Raw genomic sequence first — 14,027 nt, 5'->3', positions numbered from 1 at the left:
TACGGGCCACCGGCCGAGGGGGGCCGATCGACGCGGGTCAGGGCAGCGCGACGGCCTGCGCCGTCGGCCAGCTCATGCGGATAACGCCACCGTCGTCGCCCGAGGTGACTTGGACATCGTCGACGAGCCCGCTGATGACCGCGAGACCCATCTCGTCCTCACCCTCGGGGTCGCTGTCGTAGAGATCGCCCGTGGGCGCTCCCTCGCGCTCCGGGGCGCCGGCACCACTGCCCGCACCCGGCACTCCGTCGCCGACCTCGATGGAGAAGTTCTTCTCCTCCTCGGTCAGCACGACTCTCACCGGGGCGGTGATGCCATGACTGCGGTGCAGCCCGACGGCTCGGCTGCATGCTTCACCGACCGCGAGTCTGACCTCGTCCAACACAGCTTCATCGACGCCGGCCCGGCGTGCCACGGCGGCCGCCACCAGACGGGCCGTCCTGACATGTTCGGGCTGGGCGCTGAAGCGGAGTTCAACGGTGGCCATGCGATCCCCCTCGAACGAACGTACGAGCGTGCATACTCACGGACCCGAGCACCCGGGCATGACGCCCGGTGCCCCTGCCCTTTCCTCCGGAAGGCTGCGGGCCGACCTCAGTCGGTGGCCGCCACGGCCTCGTCGACCGTGGTGTGGATCGGGAACACCTTGGTCAGACCGGTGATCCGGAAGATCTTGAGAATGCGCTCCTGGTTGCAGACGAGACGCAGCGAACCCTCATGGGCGCGCACACGCTTCAGGCCGCCCACAAGCACGCCGAGGCCGGTCGAGTCCAGGAAGTCCACGCCTTCCATGTCGACAACCAGGTGGTAGCTGCCGTCATTCACCAACTCGACCAACTGCTCGCGCAGCTTGGGCGCGGTATAAACATCAATCTCGCCACCGACCTCGACGACCGTACGGTCGCCACCAGGGCCGGACACATTGCGAGTCGACAGGGACAGGTCCACGGATCCTCCAGCACCTTGCTATCGAGCGGTCGCCCCTCGGGTCTCCCCGACGGAGCCAGGGGACGTATCGCCAGCCGCGATGGCATTCAATCACTTACCGACGGCCGTGCACGACGCCTTGGGACCATTGTCCGTCACGCCAGTGACAGACTCGATGCCGATGGCCCGGAATCACCGCCCCAGTGGACCCCCCGACATCGGGGGCGACCGCCCCTCTCCCGGCACGGTCCTCGACCGGCTCGCCGCAGGGGCGGGCCGTGCTGCGCGCATCACCCATACGGAGCACCTGCCCCCGCGTGCGGGCCGTCATGCGGTCTGGCCCGATCGCATTCGGGGAGAAGTGATCAATGCCATTCAGCAGGCCGGGATCGACCATCCGTGGGCCCACCAGGCAGCCGCCGCCGAGCACGCCCTGGACGGCGAGTCGGTCGTCATCGCCACCGGCACCGCCTCCGGCAAGTCCCTCGCCTACCTCGCTCCCGTACTGTCCACGCTCCTCGACGGCTCCGAGGCCCCCAACGGCCGGGGCACGACCGCGCTCTACCTCGCCCCGACGAAGGCCCTCGCCGCCGACCAGCGCCGCGCCGTCAAGGCGCTCGCCGCCCCGCTCGGCACCCGGGTGCGCCCCGCGGTCTACGACGGCGACACCCCCGTCGAAGAGCGTGAATGGGTCCGCCAGTACGCCAACTACGTGCTGACCAACCCAGACATGCTGCACCGGGGCATACTCCCGTCCCACCCCCGCTGGGCCTCCTTCCTGCGCTCCCTGCGCTATGTCGTCATCGACGAGTGCCACACCTACCGCGGCGTCTTCGGCTCGCACGTGGCCCAGGTGCTGCGCCGGCTCCGCCGCGTATGCGCCCGCTACGGTGCGAATCCGGTCTTCCTGCTCGCCTCCGCCACCGCCGCGGAACCCGCGCTGGCCGCCGGCCGGCTCACCGGCCTGCCCGTCCACGAGGTCGCCGACGACGCCTCCCCACGCGGCGAACTGGTCTTCGCCCTCTGGGAGCCCCCGCTCACCGACCTCCATGGCGAGAAGGGCGCGCCCGTGCGCCGTACCGCCACCGCCGAGACCGCCGATCTCCTCACCGACCTGACCCTCCAGGGTGTCCGCACGGTCGCCTTCGTACGCTCCCGTCGCGGCGCCGAACTCGTCTCCGTCATCGCCCAGGAACGCCTGGCCGAGGTAGACCGCTCCCTGGCCCGCCGGGTCGCCGCCTACCGCGGCGGCTACCTCCCCGAGGAACGCCGCGCCCTGGAGAACGCCCTGCACTCCGGCGAGCTTCTCGGCCTCGCCGCCACCACCGCCCTGGAACTCGGCATCGACGTCTCGGGCCTGGACGCCGTCGTGATCGCCGGCTACCCGGGCACCCGCGCCTCCCTGTGGCAGCAGGCGGGCCGGGCCGGCCGCTCCGGGCAGGGAGCCCTGGCCGTCCTGGTCGCCAGGGACGACCCGCTGGACACCTTCCTGGTCCACCACCCCGAGGCGCTGTTCCAGCAGCCCGTCGAGTCCACCGTGCTCGACCCGGACAACCCGTACGTCCTCGCCCCCCATCTGTGCGCGGCCGCCGCCGAACTCCCGCTCACCGAAGCCGATCTGACGCTCTTCGGCCCGGCCGCCCCCGACCTGCTCCCGCAGCTGGAGACCGCGGGGCTGCTGCGGCGCCGCGCCTCCGGCTGGTACTGGACCCGCCGCGAACGGGCCGCCGACCTCACCGACATCCGGGGCGAGGGCGGCCGTCCCGTCCAGATCGTCGAGGCGGCGACCGGCCGGCTGCTGGGCACCGTCGACGAACCGGCCGCCCACACCGCCGTCCACGACGGAGCCGTCCATCTGCACCAGGGCCGCACCTATCTGGTGAAGCGGCTGGATCTCGCGGACTCGGTCGCCCTCGTCGAGGAGGCGAATCCGCCGTACTCCACCACCGCCCGCGACACCACCGCCATCTCCGTCCTCGAAACCGACACCGAAATCCCCTGGGGCGACGGACGCCTCTGCTACGGCTCCGTCGAAGTCACCAACCAGGTCGTCTCCTTCCTGCGTCGCAGACTCATCACCGGCGAGGTGCTCGGCGAGAGCAAACTCGATCTGCCACCGCGGACACTCCGCACCCGGGCCGTGTGGTGGACGGTCACCGAGGACCAGCTGGACGCCGCCCGCGTCAACCCTGAGCAGCTGGCGGGCGCGCTGCACGCCGCCGAACACGCCTCCATCGGGATGCTCCCGCTCTTCGCCACCTGCGACCGCTGGGACATCGGCGGCGTGTCCGTGCCGCTCCACCCGGACACCCTGCTGCCGACCGTCTTCGTGTACGACGGCCATCCCGGCGGCGCGGGATTCGCCGAGCGGGCCTTCCACACGGCCCGTGAGTGGCTCACAGCCACCCGCGAGGCCATCGCCTCCTGCGAGTGCGACGCCGGCTGCCCGTCCTGCATCCAGTCCCCCAAGTGCGGCAACGGGAACGATCCCCTGCACAAGCGAGGCGCCGTACGGCTCCTGGCCGAGCTGCTCAGATGCGCGCCGGACGCGGCGCAAACGCCGGTCGCACCCCCGGTGGGCTAGGCCCTGTCCGGTCGATCTTCGCGGGCCCGCGACGCCCGGCACGGCACCTCGCCGCGTTGTCGGAGTCGTCCAAGTACGTCCAGTACGAGGACGATCCTCCGCCTTGCGATCCACCGCACCGGACGCCGCGGGCTGATCCACGAAGATCGACCGGACAGGACCTAGGCATCGTCACTTCACGGCGCGGCCTCCACTTCACGGCATGGCCTCCGTCGGCGCCGGGCCCGGCGGCGCGAGCGGCGGCCCCGCCCGTGCCCTGACCGTGGGGGCGTACGGTCCGAAGCGGGCCCGCGCCGTCACATCCGCGATCTCCCCGCTCAGCGCGCACCGCACCACCTCCGCCCCCTGCGCCGCCGCCACCTCGGCCGCTCCGCGGCAGGCCTCCGCCGGGCCCCGGAGCGCATGGTCCGCCGCGGCGAGAGCCGCCAGGTCCGCGGCCGCGCCCGCCCGGTGACGGGCGACGACCGCCTGGCCCATGGCGAGCACCACCGCGAACACCACACACATCGTCGTCGCCGCCATGGCCACCCATACCGTCGCCGAGCCCCGGTCCCTGGTCATGGCGCCGCCTCCACCGGGCCCGGCCCTCCGACGGCGTCCGCCACCGGGACATCCTCCGCCGGGGCGGCCGCCTCCGCGGTGAGCGTCAGGGCCAGCCCGCCCGGCCCCGGCGTAGGGGCCTCCACCCGCACGCGCCACAGATCGTCCGTACGCCCCAGCGTGACCCTGGCCCCCTTCGGGGCGGCCGAGCGGGCGGCGTCCAGCGCCGCGGCCCGTGGCTCGGACCTGGCGGCCGCCCGCGCCCCCGCACGTGCCGCGTCCACGCACTGGATCTGGGCGGAGGCCGCTGTCAGAGCCCAGACCAGGGCCAGGGCGAACACCACCAGCGCCGGCACCGCCACAGCCGCCTCCGCCGTCACGGACCCACGATCGCGCCCGTGGCCCCCGGCGCCTCGGTCTCCCCGTCCAGTGCGGCCAGGGGACACGCCGACCGCCTCAGAACTGCGCATTGAGTGCCTTCGCGATCAGCGATTCCAACGCCTCCGACACGGGTCCGCTCGTAACCACCTTGTAGAGCACCGCCGCGAACGCGCAGGCCGCGATCGTCCCCACCGCGTACTCGGACGTCGTCATCCCCGAATCCGTACGCATCCGACACAGCCATACCCGCCTCATTTGTCGCATTTGTCGCATCTTTGTCCACATGCTTGTCTCCCCGTAGAAATCATTGGAAATCAAGAGCAATCGCTCGGCGAAAACGATCTGCCGACCGACGTCAGTTGCCGCTCAGCAGCCCGCTCGCCAGGCCGATGACCACCGGCGCCACCCCGACCGCCAGAAAGGCGGGCAGAAAGCACAGCCCGACCGGCGCGGTGATCAGCACCTGGGCCCGCTGCGCCTTGGCCACGGCGACTCGGGCCCGCTCCGCCCTGAAGCCCTCGGCCAGCCGGGACACCGGTTCCGCCGCAGGTGCTCCCGTGGCCCCGGCCCGTTCCAGACAACGGGCCAGTCCCGCCGCGCCCGGTATCGCCCCGAACCGCCCCCACGCCTCGGCCGGTTCGCCGCCGAGCCGGATCTCTGCCGCCGTCCGGGCCAGCCGGTCACCGACGGGCCCGCCCAGCGACTCACCCACCGCCTCGGCCGCGTCACGCGGTCCTGCTCCGGCGGCGACGCAGGCGGCCAGCAGGTCGGCGGCGAGCGGAAGCTGACGCACCGTCTCCTCGGTCCGGATACGGCCGTCCGGCTTCCTGGTGCGCAGCCACCTCCGGAGGCCGTACGCCACGGCGAACCCCACCGCCCAGCCGGCCACCCCGCCGACCAGGACGTAGCCGGTGACGAGCGCGCCGAGCGGCGGGCCCCACCGCCGCGCCCACGCCGTGGCCTCCGGCCTCTGACGCCGCCGGCCGCGGTCGACCACCAGCAGGGCCGCGAGCTGCCCCCGCACTCGCCGTTCGCGCCGCCCCGCCGCCACCGCGAAGGCCAGGCACCCGACGGCGGCGAGCACCGCCACCGTCACCCACAGCCCGTGAGCGAACTCCCCGGTCACGACGTCTCCCCCACCCGTACGATCCGGCCGGCCCACCACAGGCCCGCACCCTCCAGCAGCGCGCCCGCCGCCAGACATCCCAGGCCGGCCGGGGTGTGCAGCAGCACGCGCAACGGGTCGGCGCCGAGCGCCCAGCCCATCACCAGGCCCACCACCGGAAGCAGCGCGAGCACCACGACCGTCGACCAGGCCCCCGCCAACTGGGCTCGCAGTCCTTCCCGCTGGTCCTTCTCCGCCCGCAGCGCCGCCTCCAGGCGGTCCAGCCCGGCGGCAAGGCCCGCTCCACCGTCCACGGCGACCCGCCAGCAGGCCGCGAGCCCCGCCAGGCCGTCCGCCCCCGGCTCACGCGCCGCCTGCCGCAGCGCATCGGGTACGTCGCCGCCGAACCGCGCAGCGGCCAGCACAGCGGCCTCCGCGCCTCCCAGGCCACCGGTGGGCCCCGCGGCGGTCAGCAGCGCCTGCAGCGGCTGCTGACCGGCTCGCAGCTCGCCCGCTGCCGCGCCGCACAGCGCGACGACTGCATCGGCCCGCCGCTCCTGTGCCCTCCGCCGCTCCCTGGCCCGCAGTCGCCGTCCCACCAGCGGCACCGCCAGCGCGCCCCCGATCAGCGGCAGCACCGACTCGCCCAGCACGGCGAGCACCACCGCCACCGGCAGACAGAGCCACTCCCCGCGCAGCCCCCTCGCCCACCCGCGAGCTCGCGGCAGCCATCGCTCCCACGGCGGTGCCCCCGGTACGTCGCTGTCCGCCCGGCCGAATTCCGCGAGCAGCAGCCTGGCCCGTCGCAGCCCACGTTCATGACCGGCCGTCAGCCAGGCCGCCGCCCCCGCGCACACCGCCGCCGCACACGCGACGAACGACATGAAGGCCGTCGTCACAGCGCACCCCCGATCAGCGACCGCAGCCGCGGCCAGCCCTGCTCGTACGCGAACGCCTCCGCGCCCCAGCGCAGCGCGGGCACCGGCACCACCAGCCCCGCGGCGTCCCGCTCCAGCACATGCACCTCGGCGATCCGCCGCCGCCCGCTCCGGTCCCGTACGAGATGGATCACGACCGACAGCGCGGCGGCCAGCTGACTGTGCAGAGCCGCCCGGTCGAGGCCCGCCGCCGTCCCGAGGGCCTCCAGGCGCGCGGGGACGTCCGCCGCCGTATTGGCGTGCACGGTCCCGCAGCCGCCTTCGTGCCCCGTGTTCAGAGCGGCGAGCAGTTCGGTGACCTCGGAACCGCGCACCTCACCGACGACCAGCCGGTCCGGCCGCATCCGCAGCGCCTGCCGGACCAGGTCCCGCAGGGTCACCAGGCCCGCTCCCTCCTGGTTCGCCGGCCGTCCTTCCAGCCGCACCACATGCGGGTGGTCAGGCCTCAACTCCGCGGAATCCTCGGCCAGTACGATCCGTTCGCGCTGCCCGACCAGCCCGAGAAGGGTGGACAGGAGCGTTGTCTTCCCGGTGCCCGTACCTCCACTGATCAGGAACGACAGCCGGGCCTCGATCAGCGCTCGCAGCACCCGCTCCCCGCCCGGCGGTACGGTCCCCGCCGCGGTCAGCTCCGCCGGTGAGAACGCTTTCGTACGCACCACCCGCAGCGACAGACAGGTCGAGCCGACCGCCACCGGCGGTAGCACGGCGTGCATCCGTGTCCCGTCGGGCAGCCGGGCGTCCACCCAGGGTCTGGCGTCGTCCAGCCGCCGCCCGGCCACGGCCGCGAGTCGCTGCGCCAGCCTCCGTACGGACGCGGCGTCGGCGAACGACACGGTGGTGAGCTCAAGGCCGCCGCCCCGGTCCACCCACACCCGGTCGGGTGCGGAGACCAGCACATCCGTCACCGACGGGTCAGCGAGCAATGGCTCCAGCGGCCCCGTCCCCACCAGCTCGCACCGCAACTCCTCGGCGGCGCCGAGCACTTCCGTGTCGCCGAGCAGCCGCCCCTGAGCCCGTAACGCCGCCGCCACGCGCGCCGGTGTCGGATCCTCCCCGCTCTCCGCGAGCCGCTGCCGTACGGCATCGAGCAGCCCGCCGGCAGCCGTCGCGCCGGTCATGACGTCACGCTCCCGTCGCCGGCCAGCGCCCGCTCCCAGAAGGCCGTACAGAACGCGGCCAGTGGTCCGCGCGCCCGGGATCCCGGCGGCGCCCCGCCGTCCTGCGCCTCCGAGAGGCCCGCCTCCAGGGGAAGTTCGCCGGCCAGCGGGAGCCCGAGCGCAGCGGCGATCCACTGCTCGTCCAGCCCGGCCGCGTACGGACCGCGGACCACCACCCGCAGGTCCCGCAGCACCATGCCCACCATCGAGGCCACCCGTCCGGCCGCCGCGACGGCCCGCAGCTCGGCGGGGACCACCAGTAACCCCATATCCAGCTGTGCCAGGGCCTCCGCCACGGCCTCGTCGACCCGACGGGGAAGATCCACGACCACAACGCCACCACGTCTGCGGGCGGCGGCGAGCACCGACCGCATCGCTTCCGGCTGGACCACCACCGAATCTCCACGATCCCAGCTGAGCACCCGCAGCTCATGCAGCCGGGGCAGCGACTCCTCCAGCGCACCGCCCGCGACCCGCCCCTTGGAAGCTGCGAAATCCGGCCACCGCCTGCCCTCCGCCTGCTCTCCCCCGAGCAGCACATCGAGCCCGCCGCCGAGCGGATCGCCGTCAATGAGCATCGTGCGCCGACCGGCGCGCGCCGCGGTGACGGCCAGGGCACAGGCCAGCGTCGAGGCCCCTGCGCCGCCCCGCCCGCCGATCACGCCGACGGTGAGCGCCGGCCGGCCCACGCCCTCGGCGGCATCCGCGATCCGGTCGACGAGCCAGCTTTCCGCGTCGGGCAGCCGCAGCACACAGTCGGCTCCGATCTCCACCGCCCGCCGCCACACGCCCGGGTCGTCCTGGTCCCGCCCGACGAGCATCACGCCCCGCCTTCGGGTGGCGCCACGGCAGCGAGCCGCCGCGTCGTCCCCGACGAGGACCATCGGCGCGTCCTCCCAGCTCCCCTTCCGCTCCGGCACCGAGTGGTGCACTTCCGGCTCGGCGCCCGCCGCGGCACAGAGCCGCAGCAGATCGTCGAGCAGCTCCACATCCTCGGTGAGGATCAGCGGTCCCGCCCGGCGCCCTTCGGCGACCCGCGACCGATCGGATGTCATGGATCCAGCCACGATCTACGCCCCCTATCCCTGCTTCGATCCGTGATCTGCGAGCGCTTCTCTGCGCGATCTCGCACTGATCCGGTATCTGCGATTCCGGCTTCCGCGAACTTCGCGGCTGGAATCACCGTGCAGTGGAACGGGAAATCGTGTGGATCTTGCTTGAAAACTGTGGACAACTCAGCGGTTGTGAATATCCGGCTCGCTCATACCAGTGACTTCCGGAGAGCAGCGCGTCCGCCACGCACGGTGACGGGTATCAATGGTGCGAGGTCCCCGCACACGGGGCCGTCAGGGGGGAGCACGCCTTGATTCAAGACCGAAAACGCGTCCGGACATGCGACGACCCCCGCCGGGGGGGAGAGCGGGGGTCGTCCCCACGGCCGACTCGGGGGGGGAGGAGCCGGACCGGGTTAGCACGGTCGCGAACGATCCGTGACTTCCATGGTGTACCCGAGAGCCTTCTCAGGCAAACCCACGCGCCCGAGCTTACGCCGAATGGTGGGCGCATATGCTCGACCTCGTGGAAAACCACTCCTTGCCGCGTGCAGCAGCCTTCTTCGACCTGGACAAGACGGTCATTGCGAAGTCATCGACGTTGACCTTCAGCAAGTCCTTCTACCAAGGCGGCCTGATCAACCGCCGTGCCGTACTGCGCACCGCATACGTGCAGTTCGTCTTCCTCGCCGGAGGTGCCGATCACGACCAGATGGAGCGAATGCGGGAGTACCTCTCCGCACTCTGCAAGGGCTGGAACGTCCAACAGGTCAAAGAGATCGTCGCCGAGACACTGCACGACCTGATCGACCCGATCATCTACGACGAGGCCGCGTCCCTCATCGAGGAACACCACACCGCAGGACGCGATGTGGTGATCGTCTCCACCTCGGGTGCGGAGGTCGTCGAACCGATCGGCGAGCTGCTCGGCGCCGACCGGGTGGTGGCCACCCGGATGGCCGTCGGCGCCGACGGCTGCTTCACGGGCGAGGTCGAGTACTACGCGTACGGGCCGACCAAGGCCGAGGCGGTCAAGGCACTCGCCAAGTCCGAGGGATACGACCTGTCCCGCTGCTACGCCTACAGCGACTCCATCACCGATGTGCCGATGCTCCAGGCGGTCGGCCACCCCTACGCGGTCAACCCGGACCGTGGGCTGCGGCGCGAGGCGACGGCGCGCGGATGGCCGATTCTCGTCTTCAACCGGCCCGTCCGGCTCAAGCGGCGCCTGCCCGCCTTCTCCATGCCGCCCCGCCCGGCACTGGTCGCGGCAGCAGCGGTGGGCGCGGCGGCCGCGACGGCCGGACTGGTCTGGTACGCCAGCCGACGCCGGCAGGCCACACCGGTCTGACCGGCACCCGCCACTCCCCGGCCTCAACCGTCAACACGTGACCGTTTCGCCCCTATTTGAACCTGAAAGTAAAGAAGTGCAGCCAGGGGTTCCGCATCCCTGTGGACAGGAGTACAAAGGATTCAACGGCCCGCGAGACCAAGGACGTCCGAGAGGACTACCTGTTAACGCATCAGGCCCCACGGACCGAGCATGGACACGGAGCACCCACGCGACGTCGACCCGTCGAATACGGGCCAGCCGCACCAGGTGACGGGCAAAGCACCCGACCTGATGGGCAACATTACGAGGACGCTTGGTAACCCCGTGGACATGCCAGCGGCGGCACCCAGCAAGGTGCCGCCGCAACCCTGTTCAGGCCGCGCCGCGCTGAAGCGCCTCGCAGACGGCCGTTGATTCCCTCACACCCAGCTCGACCGCGCGTCCGCAGTGGGTGATCCACGCCGCCATACCGTCCGGGGTTCCCGACAGATAGCCGTCGAACGCGGCCGCGTACGCCGCGCGTCCCAGCTCCGCATGGCCGACCTCCGCCGGGCAGACCGACTTGGGGTCGAGGCCGCTGCCGATCAGCACGACGCGTTCCGCCGCCCGTGCCACCAAGCCGTTGTACGAGCCGAAGGGGCGCAGCGCCAGCAGTTCACCGTGCACCACCGCCGCCGTCACCAGCGCCGGCGCCACACTCGCCGCGATCACCAGCCCCGACAGTCCGTCCAGCCGTCCCGCGACCTCGTCCGCACCCGGCAGCGGAGCCTCGATCAGCGGTCCGGCCACGTCGGCCCCCGGCACCTCGGTGACCGGTTCGCCCGCCAGCCGGGGCCGCCCCACCGTCTCGCCAGGGACACCCGCGCCACCCGCGGCCACCAGATGCAGCCTGGCCAGCACGCGCACCGGCGACTGCCCCCAGATGGACAGAAGTTGACCGGCCTCGGCGGTCAGCCTCAACGCCGCGCCGACCGTACGGGCCTCCGCCTCCGAGCCGAAGTCGCTGCGGCGGCGCACCTCTTCGAGCGCCCAGTCGGCGCCGGACAGCGCCGCGGAGCCGCGCGCGGCGCGCAACGCCGCCTCCGAAGTGACCTCGTTGCTGCGCCGCCGCATCACGCGGTGACCGTAGACGCGGTCGACGGCCTTACGTACGGAATCCACCGCGTCGGGGACGCCCGGCAGGGAGGCCAGCGCGGCCAAGGGATCCTCGGGCCGAGGCGCGAAGGAGCCGTCAGAGACAGTCGTACTCATAAGTAAGGAGGCTACGCGCCCACGGCGCGCGCCCCACCTTGGAGTGGTCTTCCTCACGCAATCCCATCACTTTGAGCAAGTGTTCCACTACCCTATGTGAACATGAAGATCGCTTTCGTGGGCAAGGGCGGTAGCGGCAAGACGACGCTGTCCTCGCTCTTCATCCGCCATCTGACCGCCAATGAGGCCCCCGTCATCGCGGTGGACGCCGACATCAACCAGCATCTGGGCGCCGCGCTCGGCCTCGACGAGGCGCAGGCCACCGCGCTGCCGGCGATGGGTGCGCACCTCCCGCTGATCAAGGACTACCTGCGGGGCAACAACCCGCGGATCGCCTCCGCCGAGGCGATGATCAAGACCACTCCGCCGGGCGAGGGATCCCGGCTGCTCCGGGTCCGCGAGGACAATCCGGTGTACGAGGCCTGCGCCCGCCCCCTCCAGCTCGACGACGGTGAGATCCGGCTGATGGCCACCGGTCCCTTCACCGAGTCCGATCTCGGGGTGGCCTGCTACCACTCCAAGGTGGGCGCGGTCGAGCTGTGCCTCAACCATCTGGTCGACGGCCCCGACGAGTATGTGGTCGTCGATATGACGGCGGGCTCGGATTCCTTCGCCTCGGGGATGTTCACCCGGTTCGACATGACGTTCCTGGTGGCCGAGCCCACTCGCAAGGGCGTGTCCGTCTACCGCCAGTACAAGGAGTACGCACGGGACTTCGGCGTCTCGCTGAAGGTCGTCGGCAATAAGGTCCAGGGTCAGGACGACCTGGACTTCCTCCGCGAGGAGGTGGGCGACGACCTGCTCGTCACCGTGGGCCAGTCCGACTGGGTCCGCAGGATGGAGAAGGGCCGTCCGTCCCGCTTCGAACTCCTGGAGGCGGACAACCGCTGCGCGCTGCAGACGCTCCAGGACGCGGCGGAGGACTCGTACGAGCGCCGCGACTGGGAGCGGTACATGCAGCAGATGGTCCACTTCCATCTCCGGAACGCGGAGAGCTGGGGCAATGCGAAGACGGGCGTCGACCTGGCGGCGCAGGTCGACCCCGCCTTCGTCCTCAGCGAAGAGCTCGCCGTACCGCAACCGTCCTGACGTAAGGCCCCGGCCTCGCCGTCGGGCAGCGGGAATCCGCCTCAGCTGACCGGCCTCAGCCTCGCCCCCGCGAGGCCGCGGCCGGTGCTGTCAGTGCTTTTCGGGGTGGGCCGCCGGGTGGCCCGACGGGCTCGCGGAGGAGTTCGGGCCGGCTTGCGCGGTGCCCGTGTACTGCGCCCAGCCGCCCTTGGGCGCCTGGCCGATGTCGAGTCCACGCAGCTTTTCCAGCATCACCGGGTCCTGCACGTCCAGCCAGTCGGCGAGCTGACGGAACGACACGCACCGCACCTCCTTCTGGACGCAGACCTTCTTGATCGTCTCCTCGATGGCGCGCATGTACGTGCCGCCGTTCCAGGATTCGAAGTGGTTGCCGATGATCAGCGGGGCGCGGTTCTTCTTGTACGAGCGGTCGAAGGCCTGGAGCAGGCCGTCACGCATCTGGTTGCCCCAGAACGTGTGCTGGGACGGATCGCCCTTGACCGTTCCTGACTGGTTGAACATGAAGTTGTAGTCCATCGAGAGCGTCTCGAAATCGCGGCCCGGCACCGGCACCAGCTGTAGCGGGAGGTCCCACAGGCCCTCCTTCTTCTTCGGCCAGACCTGGTCGCCGACGCCGCTGGAGTCGTAGCGGAACCCCATCGTCCGCGCGGCCAGCATCATGTTCTTCTGCCCTTCCAGGCAGGGCGTGCGGGCGCCGATCATTTCCTTGTCGTAGTCGAACGGCAGCGGGGCCTCGTTCTTCAGCCCGGCATTCGTCTTCCAGCCCTTCACAAAGGACTTGGCCTGGTTGATCTCGCTCTTCCACTCGTCGACGGACCAGGTACCGACGCCCCCGTCCGCGCCGCAGAAGTGGCCGTTGAAGTGGGTGCCGATCTCATTGCCCTCATTCCAGGCGCCACGCAGTTCCCGCAGCGTGTCCTTGATTCCCTGGGTGTCGTTGAAGCCGATGTCCGAGCTGCCGGCCTCGTGCTGGGGCGGGTCGTACAGCGCCGCCTTCTCCTCGGGCAGCAGATATACGCCGCTCAGGAAGTACGTCATGGTCGTCTTGTACTTCTTGGCCACGCCACGGAAGTGGGAGAAGAGCTTCTGGCTGTCCTCGCCGGCGCCGTCCCAGGAGAACACCACGAACTGCGGGGGCCGCTGACCCGGCTTCAGGCGCTGCGGCCTGGCCAAATTTGGCTGGGCGCCGGTGAACGCGGTCGAGCCGTCGCCGATGAGCCGCATGACGCTCTTGGGGGCTCCGGGCCCCTTCTTGGCTCCGGGGTCGCCCTTCTGGACGCCCCCCTTGCCTCCTGACGCACCGGAACATCCGGCAAGACCGACGGCAAACGCCATGACGGCGGCACCGAAGGCGACTCTCTTTGTGGCGGCCAGCATCCGCCCACCTCTTCCTTCAGGTTTCAGTACCGGGGTGCCGAGCGGCGACGTACCGGCACGGCGCCGAGCGCCGACAACGTCGCACTGCGAAGGAAGAGGAGGAGAGGCGACAAGCCGTACAAAATCACTATTCACCAGACCGAGTGAAGCTCTGCCCCATATGCCCGGAAAATCACATCCTGGCCTTTACTCTCCATTACGATCTATTTACCGAGAGTTGAGTTACGCATCCCGCCGCTGCATGCCGTCCCACGGCCGCGACCCCACGTTCCGCGACCGCGCTGCCCCGG

14 protein-coding genes are annotated in these 14,027 nt (G+C 71.2%); 3 read left to right on the top strand and 11 right to left on the bottom strand.

All coding sequences use genetic code 11. The features are described 5' to 3' along the window. Nucleotides 1-37: 37 nt before the first annotated feature. Complete coding sequence (locus tag ACZ6MZ_RS03430; RefSeq protein WP_384179655.1) at nucleotides 38-487, bottom strand: ATP-binding protein; 450 nt, start codon at nucleotides 485-487, stop codon at nucleotides 38-40. Nucleotides 488-594: 107 nt separating this feature from the next. Then, nucleotides 595-948: an STAS domain-containing protein gene (locus ACZ6MZ_RS03425; RefSeq protein ID WP_003967428.1), complete on the bottom strand. Its 354-nt coding sequence runs from the start codon at nucleotides 946-948 to the stop codon at nucleotides 595-597. 79 nt (nucleotides 949-1,027) lie between these two features. Here ACZ6MZ_RS03425 and ACZ6MZ_RS03420 point away from each other — a divergent pair, with 79 nt between their 5' ends. Further along, the gene (locus tag ACZ6MZ_RS03420) at nucleotides 1,028-3,511 is read left to right on the top strand and encodes a DEAD/DEAH box helicase (protein WP_389678313.1); all 2,484 of its coding nucleotides are present in this window, start codon (nucleotides 1,028-1,030) and stop codon (nucleotides 3,509-3,511) included. Between the two features lie 195 nt (nucleotides 3,512-3,706). Here ACZ6MZ_RS03420 and ACZ6MZ_RS03415 read toward each other — a convergent pair whose 3' ends face one another. The 7 genes from ACZ6MZ_RS03415 to ssd form a co-directional block, all read right to left on the bottom strand. After that, nucleotides 3,707-4,072 (bottom strand): Rv3654c family TadE-like protein, encoded by a 366-nt coding sequence (locus tag ACZ6MZ_RS03415; RefSeq protein ID WP_469349530.1) that lies wholly within the window; start codon nucleotides 4,070-4,072, stop codon nucleotides 3,707-3,709. Continuing rightward, nucleotides 4,069-4,521 carry a TadE family type IV pilus minor pilin gene (locus ACZ6MZ_RS03410; RefSeq protein ID WP_389783075.1) on the bottom strand — a complete coding sequence of 151 codons (453 nt, stop codon included), beginning with the start codon at nucleotides 4,519-4,521 and terminating at the stop codon, nucleotides 4,069-4,071. Before ACZ6MZ_RS03410 ends, ACZ6MZ_RS03415 begins: the two co-directional genes overlap by 4 nt. Further along, nucleotides 4,508-4,705 carry a DUF4244 domain-containing protein gene (locus ACZ6MZ_RS03405; RefSeq protein WP_389783158.1) on the bottom strand — a complete coding sequence of 66 codons (198 nt, stop codon included), beginning with the start codon at nucleotides 4,703-4,705 and terminating at the stop codon, nucleotides 4,508-4,510. The genes ACZ6MZ_RS03410 and ACZ6MZ_RS03405 overlap by 14 nt, the downstream gene beginning before the upstream one ends. 82 nt (nucleotides 4,706-4,787) lie before the next feature. Beyond that, nucleotides 4,788-5,558 carry a type II secretion system F family protein gene (locus tag ACZ6MZ_RS03400; protein ID WP_389783076.1) on the bottom strand — a complete coding sequence of 257 codons (771 nt, stop codon included), beginning with the start codon at nucleotides 5,556-5,558 and terminating at the stop codon, nucleotides 4,788-4,790. Next, nucleotides 5,555-6,421 (bottom strand): type II secretion system F family protein, encoded by an 867-nt coding sequence (locus ACZ6MZ_RS03395; protein WP_389783160.1) that lies wholly within the window; start codon nucleotides 6,419-6,421, stop codon nucleotides 5,555-5,557. Before ACZ6MZ_RS03395 ends, ACZ6MZ_RS03400 begins: the two co-directional genes overlap by 4 nt. Nucleotides 6,422-6,432: 11 nt before the next feature. Continuing rightward, complete coding sequence (locus ACZ6MZ_RS03390) at nucleotides 6,433-7,596, bottom strand: TadA family conjugal transfer-associated ATPase (protein ID WP_469349526.1); 1,164 nt, start codon at nucleotides 7,594-7,596, stop codon at nucleotides 6,433-6,435. Then, nucleotides 7,593-8,690, bottom strand: coding sequence for a septum site-determining protein Ssd (gene ssd, locus ACZ6MZ_RS03385; protein ID WP_469349524.1), 1,098 nt, complete (start codon nucleotides 8,688-8,690; stop codon nucleotides 7,593-7,595). The genes ACZ6MZ_RS03390 and ssd overlap by 4 nt, the downstream gene beginning before the upstream one ends. 511 nt (nucleotides 8,691-9,201) lie before the next feature. Between ssd and ACZ6MZ_RS03380 the strand changes: the two genes are divergently transcribed. Beyond that, entirely contained in the window at nucleotides 9,202-10,038 is an 837-nt protein-coding gene (locus tag ACZ6MZ_RS03380; protein WP_389783082.1) for an HAD family hydrolase, read from the top strand. Between the two features lie 354 nt (nucleotides 10,039-10,392). Here ACZ6MZ_RS03380 and ACZ6MZ_RS03375 read toward each other — a convergent pair whose 3' ends face one another. Continuing rightward, a complete protein-coding gene (locus tag ACZ6MZ_RS03375; protein ID WP_389783084.1) occupies nucleotides 10,393-11,271 on the bottom strand; it encodes a Fic family protein in 879 nt (292 codons plus the stop codon). 96 nt (nucleotides 11,272-11,367) lie between these two features. Here ACZ6MZ_RS03375 and ACZ6MZ_RS03370 point away from each other — a divergent pair, with 96 nt between their 5' ends. Beyond that, nucleotides 11,368-12,360, top strand: coding sequence for an ATP-binding protein (locus tag ACZ6MZ_RS03370; protein ID WP_389783085.1), 993 nt, complete (start codon nucleotides 11,368-11,370; stop codon nucleotides 12,358-12,360). Between the two features lie 90 nt (nucleotides 12,361-12,450). Here ACZ6MZ_RS03370 and ACZ6MZ_RS03365 read toward each other — a convergent pair whose 3' ends face one another. Beyond that, nucleotides 12,451-13,737 (bottom strand): polysaccharide deacetylase family protein, encoded by a 1,287-nt coding sequence (locus tag ACZ6MZ_RS03365; protein WP_469349521.1) that lies wholly within the window; start codon nucleotides 13,735-13,737, stop codon nucleotides 12,451-12,453. Nucleotides 13,738-14,027: the final 290 nt, after the last annotated feature.

Source organism: Streptomyces sp. NPDC042201 (assembly GCF_055582185.1).
Note: the sequence above shows the minus strand (reverse complement) of the source record. Positions and strands in the feature narration are given on the sequence as shown.

Excerpts from the sequence above, each read along its gene's own strand:
- ACZ6MZ_RS03420 (WP_389678313.1), top strand. The coding sequence starts at position 1,028 with ATGGCATTCAATCACTTACCGACGGCCGTGCACGACGCCTTGGGACCA.
- ACZ6MZ_RS03380 (WP_389783082.1), top strand. The coding sequence starts at position 9,202 with ATGCTCGACCTCGTGGAAAACCACTCCTTGCCGCGTGCAGCAGCCTTC.
- ACZ6MZ_RS03395 (WP_389783160.1), bottom strand. The coding sequence starts at position 6,421 with ATGTCGTTCGTCGCGTGTGCGGCGGCGGTGTGCGCGGGGGCGGCGGCC.
- ssd (WP_469349524.1), bottom strand. The coding sequence starts at position 8,690 with ATGACATCCGATCGGTCGCGGGTCGCCGAAGGGCGCCGGGCGGGACCG.
- ACZ6MZ_RS03415 (WP_469349530.1), bottom strand. The coding sequence starts at position 4,072 with ATGACCAGGGACCGGGGCTCGGCGACGGTATGGGTGGCCATGGCGGCG.
- ACZ6MZ_RS03390 (WP_469349526.1), bottom strand. The coding sequence starts at position 7,596 with ATGACCGGCGCGACGGCTGCCGGCGGGCTGCTCGATGCCGTACGGCAG.
- ACZ6MZ_RS03365 (WP_469349521.1), bottom strand. The coding sequence starts at position 13,737 with ATGCTGGCCGCCACAAAGAGAGTCGCCTTCGGTGCCGCCGTCATGGCG.
- ACZ6MZ_RS03375 (WP_389783084.1), bottom strand. The coding sequence starts at position 11,271 with ATGAGTACGACTGTCTCTGACGGCTCCTTCGCGCCTCGGCCCGAGGAT.
- ACZ6MZ_RS03410 (WP_389783075.1), bottom strand. The coding sequence starts at position 4,521 with ATGCGCAGTTCTGAGGCGGTCGGCGTGTCCCCTGGCCGCACTGGACGG.
- ACZ6MZ_RS03430 (WP_384179655.1), bottom strand. The coding sequence starts at position 487 with ATGGCCACCGTTGAACTCCGCTTCAGCGCCCAGCCCGAACATGTCAGG.
- ACZ6MZ_RS03405 (WP_389783158.1), bottom strand. The coding sequence starts at position 4,705 with ATGCGACAAATGCGACAAATGAGGCGGGTATGGCTGTGTCGGATGCGT.